We start from the raw sequence: 13,919 nt of genomic DNA, 5'->3' as shown, positions 1-13,919 counted from the left end.
GCTGATCAAGTAGTGCGCATTGAGCGTTGAAAAAGGCGGGCCAATTGACCCGCCATTTGGAAGTTAACCGTTGCGCATGCCCATAACGCGCGCGCGGGCGCGTGGGTCGGTGTCAAATAGGCTAGCAAGCTGTTCTGTCATCGCGCCTGCTAGTTGTTCCACATCGGTAATGGTGACAGCACGTTCATAATAACGTGTCACATCGTGGCCGATGCCAATCGCAAGCAATTCCACCTGACGGCGCTTTTCAACCATCTCGATAACGTCCCGCAGGTGTTTTTCCAGGTAGTTCGCCGGGTTCACCGACAATGTGGAGTCGTCCACCGGTGCACCGTCTGAAATCACCATCAGGATTTTACGCGCCTCATGACGGGCAACCATACGCTTGTGCGCCCATTCCAGCGCTTCGCCGTCGATGTTTTCTTTCAGTAAGCCTTCTTTCATCATCAAGCCCAAATTTGGGCGCGTCCGACGCCATGGGGCGTCTGCGGACTTGTAGATGATGTGACGCAGGTCATTCAGGCGACCAGGCTGCTGTGGGCGGCCGTCGTTCAACCATTGCTCCCGAGATTGGCCACCTTTCCAAGCGCGCGTCGTAAAGCCAAGGATTTCGACCTTAACATTGCAACGCTCAAGGGTACGGGCCAAAACATCGGCGCAAATCGCGGCAATTGAAATTGGACGACCACGCATAGAGCCAGAGTTGTCCAACAGCAGGGTTACCACCGTGTCGCGGAACTCCGTGTCTTTTTCAACTTTGAATGACAACGGCGTCGTTGGGTTGGCCACAACCCGCGCCAGACGACCAGCATCGAGCGTGCCTTCTTCTAGGTCAAATTCCCAGCTGCGGTTCTGCTGCGCTTGCAGACGACGCTGTAGCTTGTTGGCAAGGCGGCTAACTGCCCCTTTGAGCGGCTCAAGCTGCTGATCCAAATAAGCGCGCAGGCGCTCTAGCTCCGCAGTCTCAGCCAAATCCTCCGCACGGATTTCTTCATCAAATTCGGTGTTGAATACCAGATAGTCCGGGTCTGCATCCGAAATCGGTTGTGGGGCAGGCGGCTCAAGCGGAGCTTCGCCGTCCGGCATATCGACGTCTTCTGACATCTCTTCGTCAGACATGTCATCCATCGAAACCTGTGCTTCAGAGCTGTCTTGTTGCTCTTCTTGCGAAGACTCGGGTGTTGCGTCGCTTTCGTCTTGTTCGCTGTCGTCCTGACCTGTGGAATCTGGATCGGACTCCTCGTCGTCTTGCTGTTCGGCTTCGTCCTGTTGATCCTCGTCCATGTCATCAGGGTCATCGCCCAGCTGATCGCCGTAGCCAAGTTCATCAATGATTTGGCGCGCGAACTTTGCGAACTTTGATTGGTCCGAAAGCATGTCCTGCAGGTTTTCAAGCGTATCGCCTGCGTTCTGCTCAATAAAACCACGCCATAGGTTCATGACATTGGCAGCGGCCGGCGGTAGCTCTCGGCCAGTCGCCAGATGACGCAGCAAGTAGTTCGCAGCCATTTCCAGCGGCGCATCAGAAGCGGCCGTGATCTTATCAAAGCTACGACCAAGCGCTTCGTTTTCGATTTTTGCGTCAATGTTGACGGCGGTTCCCGGCATATCACGCGCGCCCATCGCTTCGCAGCGCGCAATTTCCATGGATTCAAACAACTGACGCGCCATCCCTGTGGGGGGCGCATATTTCGCAAAGGTCGAGTCATTGTGGTAGCGGCGGTGCAGAGCCAGCGAGTCCGCAGTCCCGCGCGCCAACATAACCTCGTCGCGCGTCATACGGCGGCTGATCTGCGGCAGGCGCATTTGATCGCCTGATAACCCTGACGGATCGACCGTATACGTCACGGCTAAATCAGGGTCATGGGCCATGACCTTCGTGGCCTCAGCAAGGGCCTTTTTGAACGGATCGGCCGGGTTGTCAGTTGGCTTTGACATGCGATCTACCTTGTTCAGTCATTCCAAACATGCCTGGAAAATGCGCCAAGGGCGCTGGTTTCCCAGACATATAACGACCTTTGAAATCAAAGGTCATGCAAGAGCCATATGAATGGCGCTGGATCAATTAGCCCAAGCTCATGCTTGCAGCGCTTTCTGGCAGCTCTTCATCAAACAAACGCTGATAGAATTCGGCAACCGTTTGGCGCTCAAGTTCATCACATTTGTTAAGGAAGCTCAGACGGAATGCATAACCCACATCACGGAAAATCTCTGAGTTTTGGGCCCAGTTGATCACTGTCCGCGGAGACATAACAGTCGACAAGTCGCCGTTCATGAATGCAGTCCGGGTAAGGTCAGCGACGGTTACCATCTGTTTGATCTGCTTGCGGCCAGCTTCCGTGTTGTAATGCGGTGCTTTTGACAGAACGATGTTGGTTTCTGCATCAATCGACAGATAGTTCAACGTGCTGACCAAAGACCAACGGTCCATCTGCGCTTGGTTGATTTGCTGTGTGCCGTGGTAGAGACCAGTGGTGTCACCCAAGCCAACGGTGTTTGCAGTCGCAAACAGGCGGAAGAATGGATGCGGTGTGATGATTTCGTTTTGATCCAGCAGCGTCAGCTTACCGTCGTGTTCAAGAACACGTTGGATCACGAACATAACGTCTGCGCGGCCGGCATCATATTCATCAAACACAATCGCAACAGGGTTGCGCAGCGCCCAAGGCAGGATGCCTTCGTGGAATTCAGTAACCTGTTTGCCATCGCGCAGTTTGATCGCGTCTTTACCAATCAAGTCGATCCGCGAGATGTGGCTATCTAGGTTTACACGCACAGAGGGCCAGTTCAGACGGGCCGCAACTTGTTCGATATGTGTGGACTTACCTGTACCGTGGTAACCCTGGATCATCACGCGGCGGTTGTGGCTGAAGCCTGCGAGAATTGCCAATGTTGTGTCTGGATCAAACTTATATGTTGGGTCCGTTGCTGGTACGCGGTCAGTCTTTTCGGCGAAGCCTTTGACCACCATATCTGTGTCGATCCCGAACACGTCGCGTACCGAAATATCCTCGGTCGGTTTTGCGTTGATATCGATCATGCCGTCAGCCATGTCCCTGGTCCTTCTAAAATCGGCCTGAGCCGCGTCATTCATGCATTTGGTTGCAACATATCGCCGGGTGGCGCGAGGGAAAGGGTAAAAGCGCCATATTCCCTGTAAATGGTGCGGATTTTTATGGGGAAGTCCCCGTTTCGCATCTGTCTATAATTACATTGACCACATAAATCGAGACCAAATGTCTCAATTTATGTGATTTGTGTAATGACTCCGATACTGTGTCACAGGGATGTGACTAAGGGTGCATTGCTAAAGTTGAAGTCAGTTCAGATGATGCGGGCATATTGATTTTTGGGGACCGTATCATATGAACCGTCGCGAAGCACTTTTGGGCACTGCTGCTTTTTCAATCTTTGGTAGTTGGGCGGCAACGCAGTCCTTGGCATCTGGAGCTTTCGAGATAACGCGGACGGATGATGAATGGCGGTCGATGCTGACACCTTTGCAATTCAAAGTGATGCGGAAAGACGGAACAGAGCGCCCGTTTTCATCGCCCTTAGATAAGACTTGGGACGCTGGGAATTACCATTGCCGCGGGTGTGACCTAAAGCTCTATTCTTCTAAGCATAAATTCGACAGTGGGACCGGATGGCCGAGCTTTTACAAAGCGTTGCCAAAGTCTATCGGTACCAAACCTGATCGCATTAAGCTGCGTGTTTACACCGAGGCCCATTGCCGACGGTGTGGTAGTCATTTGGGGCATATCTTTGATGATGGCCCTAAGCCTACTGGCAAACGGCATTGTATTAATGGCGTATCCTTGGTTTTTAAGTCAGCTTAATTCCACGGAAAGTGAGTTTTTAAGGCGCTGTTTGATCAGCGCCTTTTTTGTTGCAAGTTTTTCTGTTATTGTCATACCTTGGTACCTAGATGTTGTGGGTGGTGTAATGAAGAAGATTGAACGCGTCCAAACGGGCCTTCGTTTGGAGAAGAACATGTTGAAAGTTCTCAAAGGGTTAGCGGAGAAGCTTGAGATGTCAGTCGCGGAACTGATGGAAGGGGTCATTCTTCATGCGTTTGAGGGTAAAGCACCTTTTTCAGCGGAGACAATAGGGACAATTGCCAAGTTGAAAGATGTCTATGACTTGGATCTCACAGCGGCTGATGCGCATGGCCTTTCAGAGGGTGAGGCCGATGAATTACATTGAGACATTAAAGGCGCTTGAGGATGGATCGTTGGATCCCAGATCTTTTTCACATAAAGATCACTTGGGTGTTGCCTTTGAAGCATTAAAGAAATTCGATTTTTTCGAAGCATCTCATAGGGTTGCGCGTGGATTGCAGCAGGTCACCCAGACTGCGGGTGTTCCTGAAAAGTTTAATGCCACAGTAACCCATGCCTTTATGAGTGTGATCGCAGAGAGATGCGCGATGACTGAGTTTAAGGATGCGGAAACATTCTTGGATAGTAATGCTGATCTTTTGGAGGCACGTTACTTGAGTGGTCTCTTTTCCAAAGAGTTGTTGGCATCGGATCTTGCGAAAACAGTGGCGCTCAGACCGGACGTGACATGAAAAAGGCCGCCAAAGAGGCGACCCGTATTTTCAACAATAACAATAGCTTATTTGAAGCTGCTGCTGTCTTTGATCTGTTCCCAAGCCCAGACAACTTCTTGAAGCTGCTCTTCTTGGCTACGGTCACCACCGTTCATATCGGGGTGCAGAACTTTGATGAGCTTTTTGTAAGCCTTACGAATTTCGGCTTTGGTCGCGCGATCATCGACTTCTAGAATATCAACGGCACGGCGTTCTGTGGGCGGTAGGCGGCGGCCTACAGCGTTGCGGCCAGGGTTTTGGGTGGCATTGCCGCCAAGCACTTGATGCGGGTCCTCGATGCCAAGACGGGCCCATGCGCGGGCTTCTGGGTCGTCGATGCGTTTGGTTTCGCGTTCCCAGACCTTGTCTTTGGATTTTTGGGCGTTGGTTTCCGCTTCGGTTTTTCCGTCGAAGAAGCTCCATTTCGCATTGTATTCGCGTACGTGGTCTTTGCAGAACCAGCGGAATTCATCCAATACATCCGGGGCCTTAGGGGCGCGGAACTTTCCGGCCTCTTCACAACCGTCCATTTCGCAAACGCGCGTAGAGGTTGCGGATTCGCCTGTCATCCCACGGCGACCGCGTGGGTTCTTCTTCTTTGCAGAAGAAACTGACATATCGAAACCAAATGGATCTGATTTTGGCATGGCTCACCTTTTCGACTCGGAGAAGAGAGTTTATTCTATTGGTGGCCAGATTGAAGGGGGCATGTGAAAAAAATGCGCGTTAAAGACGAAATATATGAGCGGTTGTCCGCTGCCTTTACGCCCCGGGAGCTTGATGTTGTTGATGACAGTGAAAGCCATCGTGGTCATGCGGGATTCCAAGAGGGTGGCGAGAGCCATTTTAACGTGAGAATTCGCGCGCAAGACTTTGATAATATGTCAAGAATTGCGCGTCATCGTGCAGTTCACACTGCATTAGGGAAAGACTTGGTTGGCCGTATCCACGCGCTGGCTTTGGACATCGACAGCTAAGGTTTACTCAGCTGCGAGGTTCTTTTTTGTGCCCTGACTGCGCGCTCTGAGCCTTAGAGCGGCTGGAAGGCTGTCTGGATTTGACGCGTGGGGGATTAAATCGGTGTCTTCGAAGAAGTCGTTTTCGGTTTGCGCGGCTTGTTGTGGGGCGGGTTCCGTCGGAGCGGGGGCTATTTTGGGCTTTTGGGGCCGTGAAACGCGCGTTGGTAAGATTTTTGCGGGCTTTGGTTCTACGGTTTCGAGCAGGGGTTCGGCCACAGAAACGTTAACACCACGACGAAAGACGAGGATGCTGCGGTAGGACGTGATGGTCTTTGTTAACCCGGAGCGTTCTTCGCTGGGAAGGGTTTCACTGCGCAGAAATTCCCAGCCGTCGGTTGCGTATTCGTTCATAACCTCTTGAAGGGCAAAGGCAAATTTGTCTTCTGGTTTGCGCACGCCACTTGCTTTGCGTCCCTTGGCCGGAGCTGGGACAACTTTGTATTCATAATGGTTCATTAGATAAACCTGCCTGTCTTTTTGCGGTTATCTTAACGAATTTCGCTGTGGCTGTCTGGGGTGTTTGACCTGTGGATAACTTAGTTATGTTGAATTGTTGCCGAAAAGACTCTGCTCTTGATCACGCTGGGGCAATTCGCGTTTCTGCGAGCGTTGCTTATGCAACGCCCGGTCTATGGTATTTCGATAAATCTGGAAATTCGTACGGTTCCCGCACTGAAACGTACGATTCCTTTTTCTACGATTTTTATGAACCAAAGACGTGATTTTGACGTACATAGAACAGACCCAATTTTTTGGAAAATGAATGACTGACACATCCCCGATTTTGATTTGGCTGCGCCGCGATTTTCGGTTGCAGGATCATCCGATGTTGCATGCTGCCTGCGCGACCGGACGGGCGGTTATACCGGTGTTCATTCTTGATGAGGTTGTTGAAACCTTTGGTGCTGCGCCAAAGTGGCGGTTGGAACAATCCATCGCCTGTTTTGCGAAACAGCTAGAGGCGCTTGGCGCGCGGCTGATTTTGCGGCGTGGGACCGCGCAGACGGTGCTGTTGGAACTCGCCGAAGAGGTCGGGGCGACAGATGTTTGGTGGACGCGTGCCTATGATCCAGATGCGGTTACGCGGGACACGGCCGTAAAGGCCGCTTTGACCGAGGCGGGCTATGGAGCCAAGAGCATTCAGGGTGCTGTGATGTTTGAGCCTTGGGATGTGGCGACGCAACAGGGCGGGTTTTACAAAGTCTACAGCGCCTATTGGCGGTGCGTGAAGGATCGCCATGTTGATGCGCCTTTGCCCGCGCCCACATCTTGGGTCGCTCCGCCTGTTTGGCCTGCGAGCGATGATCTGGCGGATTTGGAGTTGGCGCGCGCTATGAACCGGGGCGCGGCAGTTTTGGCGCGGTATGCGCAGATTGGTGAAGAGGCAGCACAAGCGCGGTTGGATCGGTTTTTGGATCAGGCGGTTGCCACCTATAAAGAAGACCGCGATTTTCCGTCTTTGCCTGCGACCTCTGGTCTGTCTGAACATCTGGCCTGGGGGGAAATCAGCCCGCGTGTGATTTGGCATGCAGGTCAGCGTGCGCTTGCTGAAGGGGCTGCTGGGGCCGAGCATTTCCTAAAAGAGCTGGTCTGGCGCGAGTTTGCGTATCATTTGGTGTTTCATACGCCGCATATCGTGACGGATAATTGGCGGCCGGAATGGGATCGCTTTGCCTGGTCCGTTGAGGATGACGCAGATGTTTTGCGTTGGAAGCAGGGGCGCACGGGTGTGCCGTTTGTCGATGCGGCGATGCGCGAGCTGTATGTGACGGGCATTATGCACAATCGGGCGCGGATGATTGTGGGGTCTTATCTGACGAAGAACATGCTGAAGCATTGGCGCATTGGTCAGCGGTGGTTTGAAGAGTGTTTGATTGATTGGGACCCGGCCGCCAATGCGATGGGGTGGCAATGGGTTGCTGGATGCGGGCCGGATGCCTCGCCGTATTTTCGGGTGTTCAATCCAGAGACACAGGCGAAAAAGTTTGATCGTGATGGGGCCTATATTGCTGAATATCTGGCAGAGGCTGGATTGGTGAAATCCGAGGCGGCATTGGCGTTTTTTGAAGCCTGTCCAAGGTCTTGGGGGCTGTCGCCGACTGCATTGTATCCAGAGCCAATGTTGTCTTTGGCCGAGGGGCGGCAGCGGGCTTTGGCGGCTTATAGTCAGCGGTAAAACAAAAAAGGGCGGGGAAATCCCCGCCCGTTTTCTATTATTCTTCCGAGGCTTAGCCTTTTAGCTTTTGTGCAACCAGTTGGTTGACTGCCTTTGGGTTGGCCTTGCCGCCGGTGGCTTTCATGACCTGACCCACAAACCAGCCCGCCAGTTTTGGGTTCTGCTGGGCTTTTTCGACCTGTGCCGGGTTGGCTGCGATGATTTCGTCCAGTGCCGCTTCGATTGCGCCGGTGTCGGTGACCTGCTTCATGCCGCGGTCTTCGACGATCTGCGCTGGGTCGCCGCCTTCGGTGTAGACGATTTCAAACAGGTCTTTGGCGATTTTGCCAGAGATCGCATCGGAGCTGATCAGATCAATCACGCCGCCCAGTTGAGCAGGGGAGATTGGGCTGTCGCTGATGCCTTTGTCGTCTTTTTTCAAGCGACCAAAGAGTTCGTTGATAACCCAGTTTGCAGCCAGCTTGCCGTTGCGGCCATTTGCGACTTCTTCAAAGAAGACAGCGTTTTCGGATTCTGCTGTGAGAACGGATGCGTCATATTCGGATAGGCCGAAGTCATTGACGAAACGCGATTTTTTCTCGTCTGGAAGCTCTGGCAGGGTGGATTTGATGTCATCGACCCAGGCTTGTTCGATTTCTAGTGGCAGCAGGTCTGGATCAGGGAAATACCGGTAATCATGCGCTTCTTCTTTAGAGCGCATCGAACGGGTTTCGTTTTTATCCGCATCATAGAGGCGGGTTTCCTGATCGACTTTTCCGCCGCCTTCAACGATGGCGATCTGACGACGCGCTTCGTATTCGATGGCCATTTGGATGAACCGCATGGAGTTCATGTTTTTGATTTCGCAACGGGTGCCGAGATGGGAGAAATCGCCGGTTTCTTGGTATTTCTCGTATTGGCCTGGACGGCAGATCGAGACGTTGACGTCTGCGCGCATGTTGCCGTTTTGCATGTTGCCATCGCAGGTGCCCAAATAGCGCAGGATTTGGCGCAGTTTGGTGACGTAGGCTGCGGCCTCTTCTGGGCCACGGATGTCTGGACGGCTGACGATTTCCATCAGCGCGACGCCTGTGCGGTTCAGGTCCACGAAGGACATGTTTGGATCCATGTCGTGCACGGATTTGCCGGCGTCTTGTTCTAGGTGGATACGTTCTACGCCAACCTTGCGGGCGATGCCCGGTGCCATATCGACGATGATCTCACCTTCGCCCACGATTGGGTGGTACAGCTGGGAGATCTGATAGCCTTGTGGCAGGTCAGGATAGAAGTAGTTTTTGCGGTCAAACGCAGACCACAGGTTGATTTCGGCGTTCAGGGCCAGACCGGTGCGGACGGCTTGTTCCACGCAGTATTCGTTGATGGTTGGCAGCATGCCGGGCATGGCCGCGTCAACGAAGGAGACGTTTGCGTTTGGTTCGTTGCCGAATTGGGTGGAGGCGCCTGAAAACAGCTTGGCATTCGAGCTGACCTGAGCGTGTACCTCAAGACCGATGACCAGTTCCCAGTCGTGTTTTGCGCCCGCGATGACTTTGGGCTTTGGGGTTTCATATGTCAGGTCCAGCATGTGCCGTCGCTCCGGTTTATTTATGAACTCTTGGGGTTCTAGGGCAGGGCGCGGACAGGGGCAAGAGGGCTTGCGGGATGTAGGCGCTTGTCATGGGATCGGCGGCGCGTTTTTGTGCGGGAAATTGGCCGTCCGTTTCGGTGGCGTGGTTTAGAAGGCGTGTTTTAGAGAGACGGAGCAATCAAAGGTGTCATAGGTGTATAGGGCCACGTTTGAGGATTGCCGTTTTGCAAAGCAATTGAGGGAGGGCGTCATCTCTTTGATGCGGATGTCGCGGTGGGACAGGCCGATAGAGATTGTATTGGATTTGTCCGCGCGGGCATAGGATAGGGCTGTGAAGATGTCATCGTAGTCGCGTTGTGAGGCGTGGTAGCCCAGTGACCAGTCAAAGCCGCTGTTGGATTTGTGACTGTAGCGCAGGCCAAGGTCAAAGCCGGAATAGGAAAAATGCCCTGCTTGAAGGTTTGCAGTGCTGGCACCGCCCATGAGTGTGACGTTTCCACGATTGCTGATGGGGAAACTGTAGGCTGCATTTAGAGAGGTTGTGACGCCGTCTAAATAAGAACGCTCCGTATACGTTTGATCTCGAACTGAAATTCCGTAGGAGAGGGCGCGGTTTTTGGGAAGGGCGTGGTACGCATTTAGGGATGCGCTGAGGGAGTTGTTGTCTGGGGCGCTACGCCCCGGAAGTGTTGGATAGCTGGTATGTTGCCCCGCGACAGAGAGTGTGTAGCGCGCGCCTGGGACGAGCCAGCGGTGGGCTAGGGTGAGTGTCTGGTCGGAGCTGCGCAACGAATCTGACTCGTGCAATGATGTGCCAAGTTTTGCTGTGGCTGACAGGTCGCGGCCGGGGGCGTAGGCGTATTTATAGGTGCCTGTTGCGTTGATCCGTAGGCCGATGCCGCTTTTGGATGCATCGGGATCACCGATTGTGAAATCACCTAGGTCGGTATGAAAGGTCGTTTCAGAACTGCTGCGGCCTGCGTTTGAAGAGGCAAGAAGGGCTGCGGAAAGCCCAAAGGACAAGGGTTTCTTTGATGTCAGCGTGCGAATTGCGTTTTGGTAGAACGTAGACCGTTTGGAATTTGCCGTATCGTTCAGCAGTAGCCATTCATAGCGCAGTTTGGCATGGTTGGTTTTGCCAGCCTGTGCGTCGGTTTGGGCTATTTTAGCGTGCTGCAGTGCAATTTTAGGCTCCATAGCGTGTCCCGTGACTGGCGTCAGGAACAAGCACAGGGCGCTGAGCTGGATCGCTCGTTTTATGGAAATGGCAAACATCAGAGGGTGGAGAGCCGAGAGGCCTATTCCAGCTCGTAAACGAAATAGCTGCCAGACGTGATGTCATAGATTGTGGAGTCGCCAGCGGAGGTTACATCGAGATTGCCCTCGATCTGACCCGCTGACGCTAGATCACCAACTTCGCCTACGCCTGCGAGATTGCCTACTGCGGAAGTGTCGTAGAAGTTACCGTTGATATCGATGTCGACCCGATAGATGGTTGCGGTGTCGCCGCCAACCGGCGTGTCAGTCAGAGTATCTGCGCCGGAGGCTTCCATTTGCCAGCGTGTGGTGTTGGTGCTGTCCACAAATCCGCCGGATGGGTCCATATCAATGTTCCCAGAGAAACCCACACTGCCGTCAAGTTCGACGACGCTGCTTTCGCCAATATGATCTGGATCGTGGTAATTGTTATGCAGCGAACCGGAAACGGTGTTGTTCCCAAAGTTCACATTCATGCGCATTTCCCCTTCAATGCGGGGTGAAATTGCACTGTCTGCGTTGAGCGTGTATGCGCCATTAAGTTGTGCTGTATCGTTGGTGGGAGCTGTTGAAAGTAAATCTGAGCTGCTTGCGCTCGTATCTACGTTGAGGTCCACAGTTATTGCATCTCTCCGGGCATCGACAAATGCGTTGTACTGAGCCTGATCTCGCGCAATTTCTTCAGCGACTGGATCAATTGGAGCCGCGCAAGCGCTTACAATAAAGGAACAAGCAGCCGCAACAAGCGGAGTACGATACATCATTTTTAGGCCTTAATACAAATTTGGTAAGTTCTTTAAAATCGAGTTGTGTAGAAACTTATCAATGAAATTAGGTGCTTTTGAGTGTTTTATACTGAGTGGGCTAAAATTGGAATTCATATTTGAGCAGGAAGTGCTTTTTTTGAAAGCTCGGGTATTGGTTGCTCAACATGGTGCATGAAGTTGTTGGTGATGGGTCTTTGGCTGCGCGCAAGTTGAGTGGGCAAAACTCTGTCATCTGCTTGCTAAATAGGGTGGGCCGCGGTGCCATTGCGGGATTTGCGGCAGGTACCCATTGAGGGTATTGCCGCATTCATCTGCCTTTGGAAATTTCCAGTACCGACTTGCGCCGCAACCGTTAGGGTTGAATTTCTGTGATCCCGTCTGGACCGAAGTGGATTGTGGTTCCGGCTTCTAGGCCTTTGATGAAAGGTTGGGCGACGGCGGTCATGGCGAAGTCGCGGCCTTTTTGGGCGAGGCGCTCGATTGAGACGCTGCGCACGCCGTTGTCAAAGCCAAGTTCTGCGTGGCCCCAGATGAGGGGGTGGACTTCGCGGAGGTGGTTTTGGATGACTTGTTCGAAGCCTTTGCGTAGGGCGGCGGATTGTTGGGTGCCAGCCCCTGTGTCACGGTAGTGTTGGCGGCTGGCTTGCCATGCGCAATAGATTTGGGCGGCCAGCAGGTTGGCTGTGGCTTGGTCGGGGCGACGTTCGAGGATATCGAATGCGCCGTCTAGGAAATAGTCAGTGTCTAGGTGTTCTAGGCCCGTTGGGTCCGTTAGGAGCGCGTCAAACCAGACCCATGTGTATGCACCTGCGCCCCATAGGTCATAAGTGCGGGCGGCTGTGCGGCGGGCTTGGAGATCAAGTGCAGCGTGATCACCATACCAGCGGGGCAGCATATAGGTGCCGAGGGCGCGCATATGGCGCGGGTTTTTCGGATCAAGGTCGATCAGGTCTTCGAAATCATCAGCAATGCGGTCGCCGGGGTGTTCGATGCCGGGTAGAAGGGCGCAGCGAGCGGCGGAAAGCGCGGGTGAATTTAGTTCGTGTGCGCTGAACCGGTCGAGGATTTCTTCGGCACGGGCGAAATGGGCGACAAAGGCTTCGCGGTTTGTGTGGTGAAGGTCTGCCTCGGCGACGGTGCCGCGCCATGCCCAACCGATGTCGATGTGCATATGGGCGACGATCAGAGCGATGGCGTAGTCGTCTGGGAATTCTGTGAGCACTTCTTCGAAATCTTCGATGCCTTCGAAGAAGTTGGAATCGCGGGCAGGTTTGCCGTGCAAGAGCGCGTGTTCACCGGCGCTGACCACATCGGCGCGGGCACCAAAGAGCATCAATTCAGAGACAGGTGTGCCTTGGTTGGTGCGTTCGCGGGCTTGATCCGCCTCGCGAATGCGATCAGAGAGGCGGTCCCAGCGTTCTTGGCGGGCGAGGAATTGACCCTGCTCGCGCATCTCGCTGTCGCCTTTGAGGCGCAAGGAGGCGTTGTTTACTGGGATTTTCACGCGTTCGACCAATTCAGCCTTACTGGGCTGATGGATCGGCAGAAAAGCCAATGGGGCCGCATCACGGGGGGCAGAAAACTTACGCACAATCGCCATTAGTGGCTCTGGTAGGCGTGGCTTCTGCAACACCGGAAGGGGGAATTGGAATTTCATCGCGGGCTCCGTAGTTCGTGGAGCCTTTGTCGCCGCCAAATTGGGCGGGAAAGGGGCGCGTTGGGGGTATGACCCAGACCATTACAAGGGGGATTGGGGCGATTGTCGGTGTTGTTTCTGGTAATGCTAGGGGAAGCGTCGTTATTGTTGCGAAACGGGTTACAGTTAACGTTTGGTTAACGGATGGCCGCGTGGTTTTGCGGATCAATTAAGTGGATTTGAGCGGTATGGATTTAAGTGTTTGGGTTTTCTTTGCCATGGCGATTTTGGTGGCGTCTGTCTCGCCCGGGCCAAATGTTTTGATTGTGGTTATGAATTCCGCGCGATTTGGGCGGTATGGGGCCGTTTGGACGATCTTAGGCAACTTGACGTGCCTGTTCTTTATCGCGGCTTTGGCGTCTGTTGGTGTGGGGGCAGCATTGGCGACTGCGCCGGTGGCTTATTTGATCATGAAGATAGCAGGTGGGGTGTATCTGGCTTGGGTTGGGATCAAGCTGATTAAAACGTCGTTTGGTCAGATGGCATCTGCTGGAGTGATAGAGACGGCAGTGGTGGGAGAGAGACCTTCGCGCAAAGAATTGTTTTTGCAGGCCTTTGTGATTTCAGCCAGTAACCCAAAGTCTATCTTGTTTCTAACGGCTGTGTTTCCGCAGTTTTTGAATGTTGAAGCCGCTATTGTCCCACAGTTTGCGATCATGTTTGCGACCATCATTGGATTGGTGTCATTTATCCATGGGGTCTATGCATTCGCCGCAGTTTCATTGCGCGAACGACCACTTGGCCAACGGGTGCGCCGCTGGTTGGCGCGGGTGACGGGCGTGACGTTTATTGGGCTGGGGGCAGGCGTGGCGTTTGCCAAGTAAGTGGCCCAATCCTGACTGG

General features: G+C 53.4%; 14 protein-coding genes. 6 read left to right on the top strand and 8 right to left on the bottom strand.

From position 1 onward, the window contains the following. Nucleotides 1-63: 63 nt before the first annotated feature. Together cobT and cobS are read right to left on the bottom strand one after the other, a co-directional pair. Complete coding sequence (gene cobT / locus Q4544_RS01620) at nucleotides 64-1,938, bottom strand: cobaltochelatase subunit CobT (RefSeq protein WP_303503534.1); 1,875 nt, start codon at nucleotides 1,936-1,938, stop codon at nucleotides 64-66. Between the two features lie 127 nt (nucleotides 1,939-2,065). Then, nucleotides 2,066-3,052, bottom strand: coding sequence for a cobaltochelatase subunit CobS (gene cobS / locus Q4544_RS01615; protein ID WP_303503532.1), 987 nt, complete (start codon nucleotides 3,050-3,052; stop codon nucleotides 2,066-2,068). Nucleotides 3,053-3,365: 313 nt separating this feature from the next. Here cobS and msrB point away from each other — a divergent pair, with 313 nt between their 5' ends. The 3 genes from msrB to Q4544_RS01600 are packed head-to-tail and all read left to right on the top strand — an operon-like array spanning nucleotide 3,366 to nucleotide 4,573. Further along, on the top strand, nucleotides 3,366-3,839 hold the full coding sequence (msrB, locus tag Q4544_RS01610) for a peptide-methionine (R)-S-oxide reductase MsrB (protein ID WP_303503529.1): 474 nt from the start codon (nucleotides 3,366-3,368) through the stop codon (nucleotides 3,837-3,839). Beyond that, nucleotides 3,808-4,206: a hypothetical protein gene (locus Q4544_RS01605; protein WP_303503527.1), complete on the top strand. Its 399-nt coding sequence runs from the start codon at nucleotides 3,808-3,810 to the stop codon at nucleotides 4,204-4,206. The genes msrB and Q4544_RS01605 overlap by 32 nt, the downstream gene beginning before the upstream one ends. Continuing rightward, on the top strand, nucleotides 4,193-4,573 hold the full coding sequence (locus Q4544_RS01600) for a hypothetical protein (RefSeq protein ID WP_303503523.1): 381 nt from the start codon (nucleotides 4,193-4,195) through the stop codon (nucleotides 4,571-4,573). The genes Q4544_RS01605 and Q4544_RS01600 overlap by 14 nt, the downstream gene beginning before the upstream one ends. Before the next feature lie 47 nt (nucleotides 4,574-4,620). Here the strand turns inward: Q4544_RS01600 and Q4544_RS01595 are convergent, their stop codons facing one another. After that, nucleotides 4,621-5,241 carry a J domain-containing protein gene (locus Q4544_RS01595; RefSeq protein WP_303503521.1) on the bottom strand — a complete coding sequence of 207 codons (621 nt, stop codon included), beginning with the start codon at nucleotides 5,239-5,241 and terminating at the stop codon, nucleotides 4,621-4,623. 72 nt (nucleotides 5,242-5,313) lie between these two features. Here Q4544_RS01595 and Q4544_RS01590 point away from each other — a divergent pair, with 72 nt between their 5' ends. Then, nucleotides 5,314-5,571, top strand: coding sequence for a BolA family transcriptional regulator (locus Q4544_RS01590; RefSeq protein WP_303503519.1), 258 nt, complete (start codon nucleotides 5,314-5,316; stop codon nucleotides 5,569-5,571). A gap of 3 nt (nucleotides 5,572-5,574) precedes the next feature. Here the strand turns inward: Q4544_RS01590 and Q4544_RS01585 are convergent, their stop codons facing one another. Then, nucleotides 5,575-6,069, bottom strand: a complete 495-nt coding sequence (locus Q4544_RS01585; protein ID WP_303503517.1) for a DUF4177 domain-containing protein — start codon at nucleotides 6,067-6,069, stop codon at nucleotides 5,575-5,577. Nucleotides 6,070-6,376: 307 nt separating this feature from the next. On the opposite strand from Q4544_RS01585, the gene Q4544_RS01580 reads away from it, so the two are divergent. Next, nucleotides 6,377-7,789, top strand: coding sequence for a deoxyribodipyrimidine photo-lyase (locus Q4544_RS01580; protein WP_303503515.1), 1,413 nt, complete (start codon nucleotides 6,377-6,379; stop codon nucleotides 7,787-7,789). Between the two features lie 52 nt (nucleotides 7,790-7,841). Here the strand turns inward: Q4544_RS01580 and gatB are convergent, their stop codons facing one another. The 4 genes from gatB to Q4544_RS01560 form a co-directional block, all read right to left on the bottom strand. Further along, nucleotides 7,842-9,353: an Asp-tRNA(Asn)/Glu-tRNA(Gln) amidotransferase subunit GatB gene (gatB, locus tag Q4544_RS01575; RefSeq protein ID WP_303503513.1), complete on the bottom strand. Its 1,512-nt coding sequence runs from the start codon at nucleotides 9,351-9,353 to the stop codon at nucleotides 7,842-7,844. 150 nt (nucleotides 9,354-9,503) lie between these two features. Further along, a complete protein-coding gene (locus Q4544_RS01570) occupies nucleotides 9,504-10,553 on the bottom strand; it encodes a surface lipoprotein assembly modifier (protein WP_303503511.1) in 1,050 nt (349 codons plus the stop codon). Between the two features lie 101 nt (nucleotides 10,554-10,654). Next, nucleotides 10,655-11,377: a hypothetical protein gene (locus tag Q4544_RS01565; protein WP_303503508.1), complete on the bottom strand. Its 723-nt coding sequence runs from the start codon at nucleotides 11,375-11,377 to the stop codon at nucleotides 10,655-10,657. Nucleotides 11,378-11,732: 355 nt separating this feature from the next. Further along, complete coding sequence (locus Q4544_RS01560) at nucleotides 11,733-13,037, bottom strand: hypothetical protein (protein ID WP_303503505.1); 1,305 nt, start codon at nucleotides 13,035-13,037, stop codon at nucleotides 11,733-11,735. Between the two features lie 227 nt (nucleotides 13,038-13,264). On the opposite strand from Q4544_RS01560, the gene Q4544_RS01555 reads away from it, so the two are divergent. Next, nucleotides 13,265-13,900 (top strand): LysE family translocator, encoded by a 636-nt coding sequence (locus Q4544_RS01555; RefSeq protein ID WP_303503504.1) that lies wholly within the window; start codon nucleotides 13,265-13,267, stop codon nucleotides 13,898-13,900. The last annotated feature ends 19 nt before the right edge of the window (nucleotides 13,901-13,919 follow it).

It is taken from the genome of Cognatishimia sp. 1_MG-2023 (genome assembly GCF_030548175.1).
Lineage (GTDB): Bacteria > Pseudomonadota > Alphaproteobacteria > Rhodobacterales > Rhodobacteraceae > Cognatishimia.
The sequence above is the reverse complement of the archived record's forward strand: the minus strand, read 5'-3'. Positions and strand labels throughout refer to the sequence as shown.

Bases quoted from the DNA above. Each gene is read 5' to 3' on its own strand.
- cobT (WP_303503534.1), bottom strand. From the start codon at position 1,938: ATGTCAAAGCCAACTGACAACCCGGCCGATCCGTTCAAAAAGGCCCTT.
- cobS (WP_303503532.1), bottom strand. From the start codon at position 3,052: ATGGCTGACGGCATGATCGATATCAACGCAAAACCGACCGAGGATATT.
- msrB (WP_303503529.1), top strand. From the start codon at position 3,366: ATGAACCGTCGCGAAGCACTTTTGGGCACTGCTGCTTTTTCAATCTTT.
- Q4544_RS01605 (WP_303503527.1), top strand. From the start codon at position 3,808: ATGGCGTATCCTTGGTTTTTAAGTCAGCTTAATTCCACGGAAAGTGAG.
- Q4544_RS01600 (WP_303503523.1), top strand. From the start codon at position 4,193: ATGAATTACATTGAGACATTAAAGGCGCTTGAGGATGGATCGTTGGAT.
- Q4544_RS01595 (WP_303503521.1), bottom strand. From the start codon at position 5,241: ATGCCAAAATCAGATCCATTTGGTTTCGATATGTCAGTTTCTTCTGCA.
- Q4544_RS01590 (WP_303503519.1), top strand. From the start codon at position 5,314: ATGCGCGTTAAAGACGAAATATATGAGCGGTTGTCCGCTGCCTTTACG.
- Q4544_RS01585 (WP_303503517.1), bottom strand. From the start codon at position 6,069: ATGAACCATTATGAATACAAAGTTGTCCCAGCTCCGGCCAAGGGACGC.
- Q4544_RS01580 (WP_303503515.1), top strand. From the start codon at position 6,377: ATGACTGACACATCCCCGATTTTGATTTGGCTGCGCCGCGATTTTCGG.
- gatB (WP_303503513.1), bottom strand. From the start codon at position 9,353: ATGCTGGACCTGACATATGAAACCCCAAAGCCCAAAGTCATCGCGGGC.
- Q4544_RS01570 (WP_303503511.1), bottom strand. From the start codon at position 10,553: ATGGAGCCTAAAATTGCACTGCAGCACGCTAAAATAGCCCAAACCGAC.
- Q4544_RS01565 (WP_303503508.1), bottom strand. From the start codon at position 11,377: ATGATGTATCGTACTCCGCTTGTTGCGGCTGCTTGTTCCTTTATTGTA.
- Q4544_RS01560 (WP_303503505.1), bottom strand. From the start codon at position 13,037: ATGAAATTCCAATTCCCCCTTCCGGTGTTGCAGAAGCCACGCCTACCA.
- Q4544_RS01555 (WP_303503504.1), top strand. From the start codon at position 13,265: ATGGATTTAAGTGTTTGGGTTTTCTTTGCCATGGCGATTTTGGTGGCG.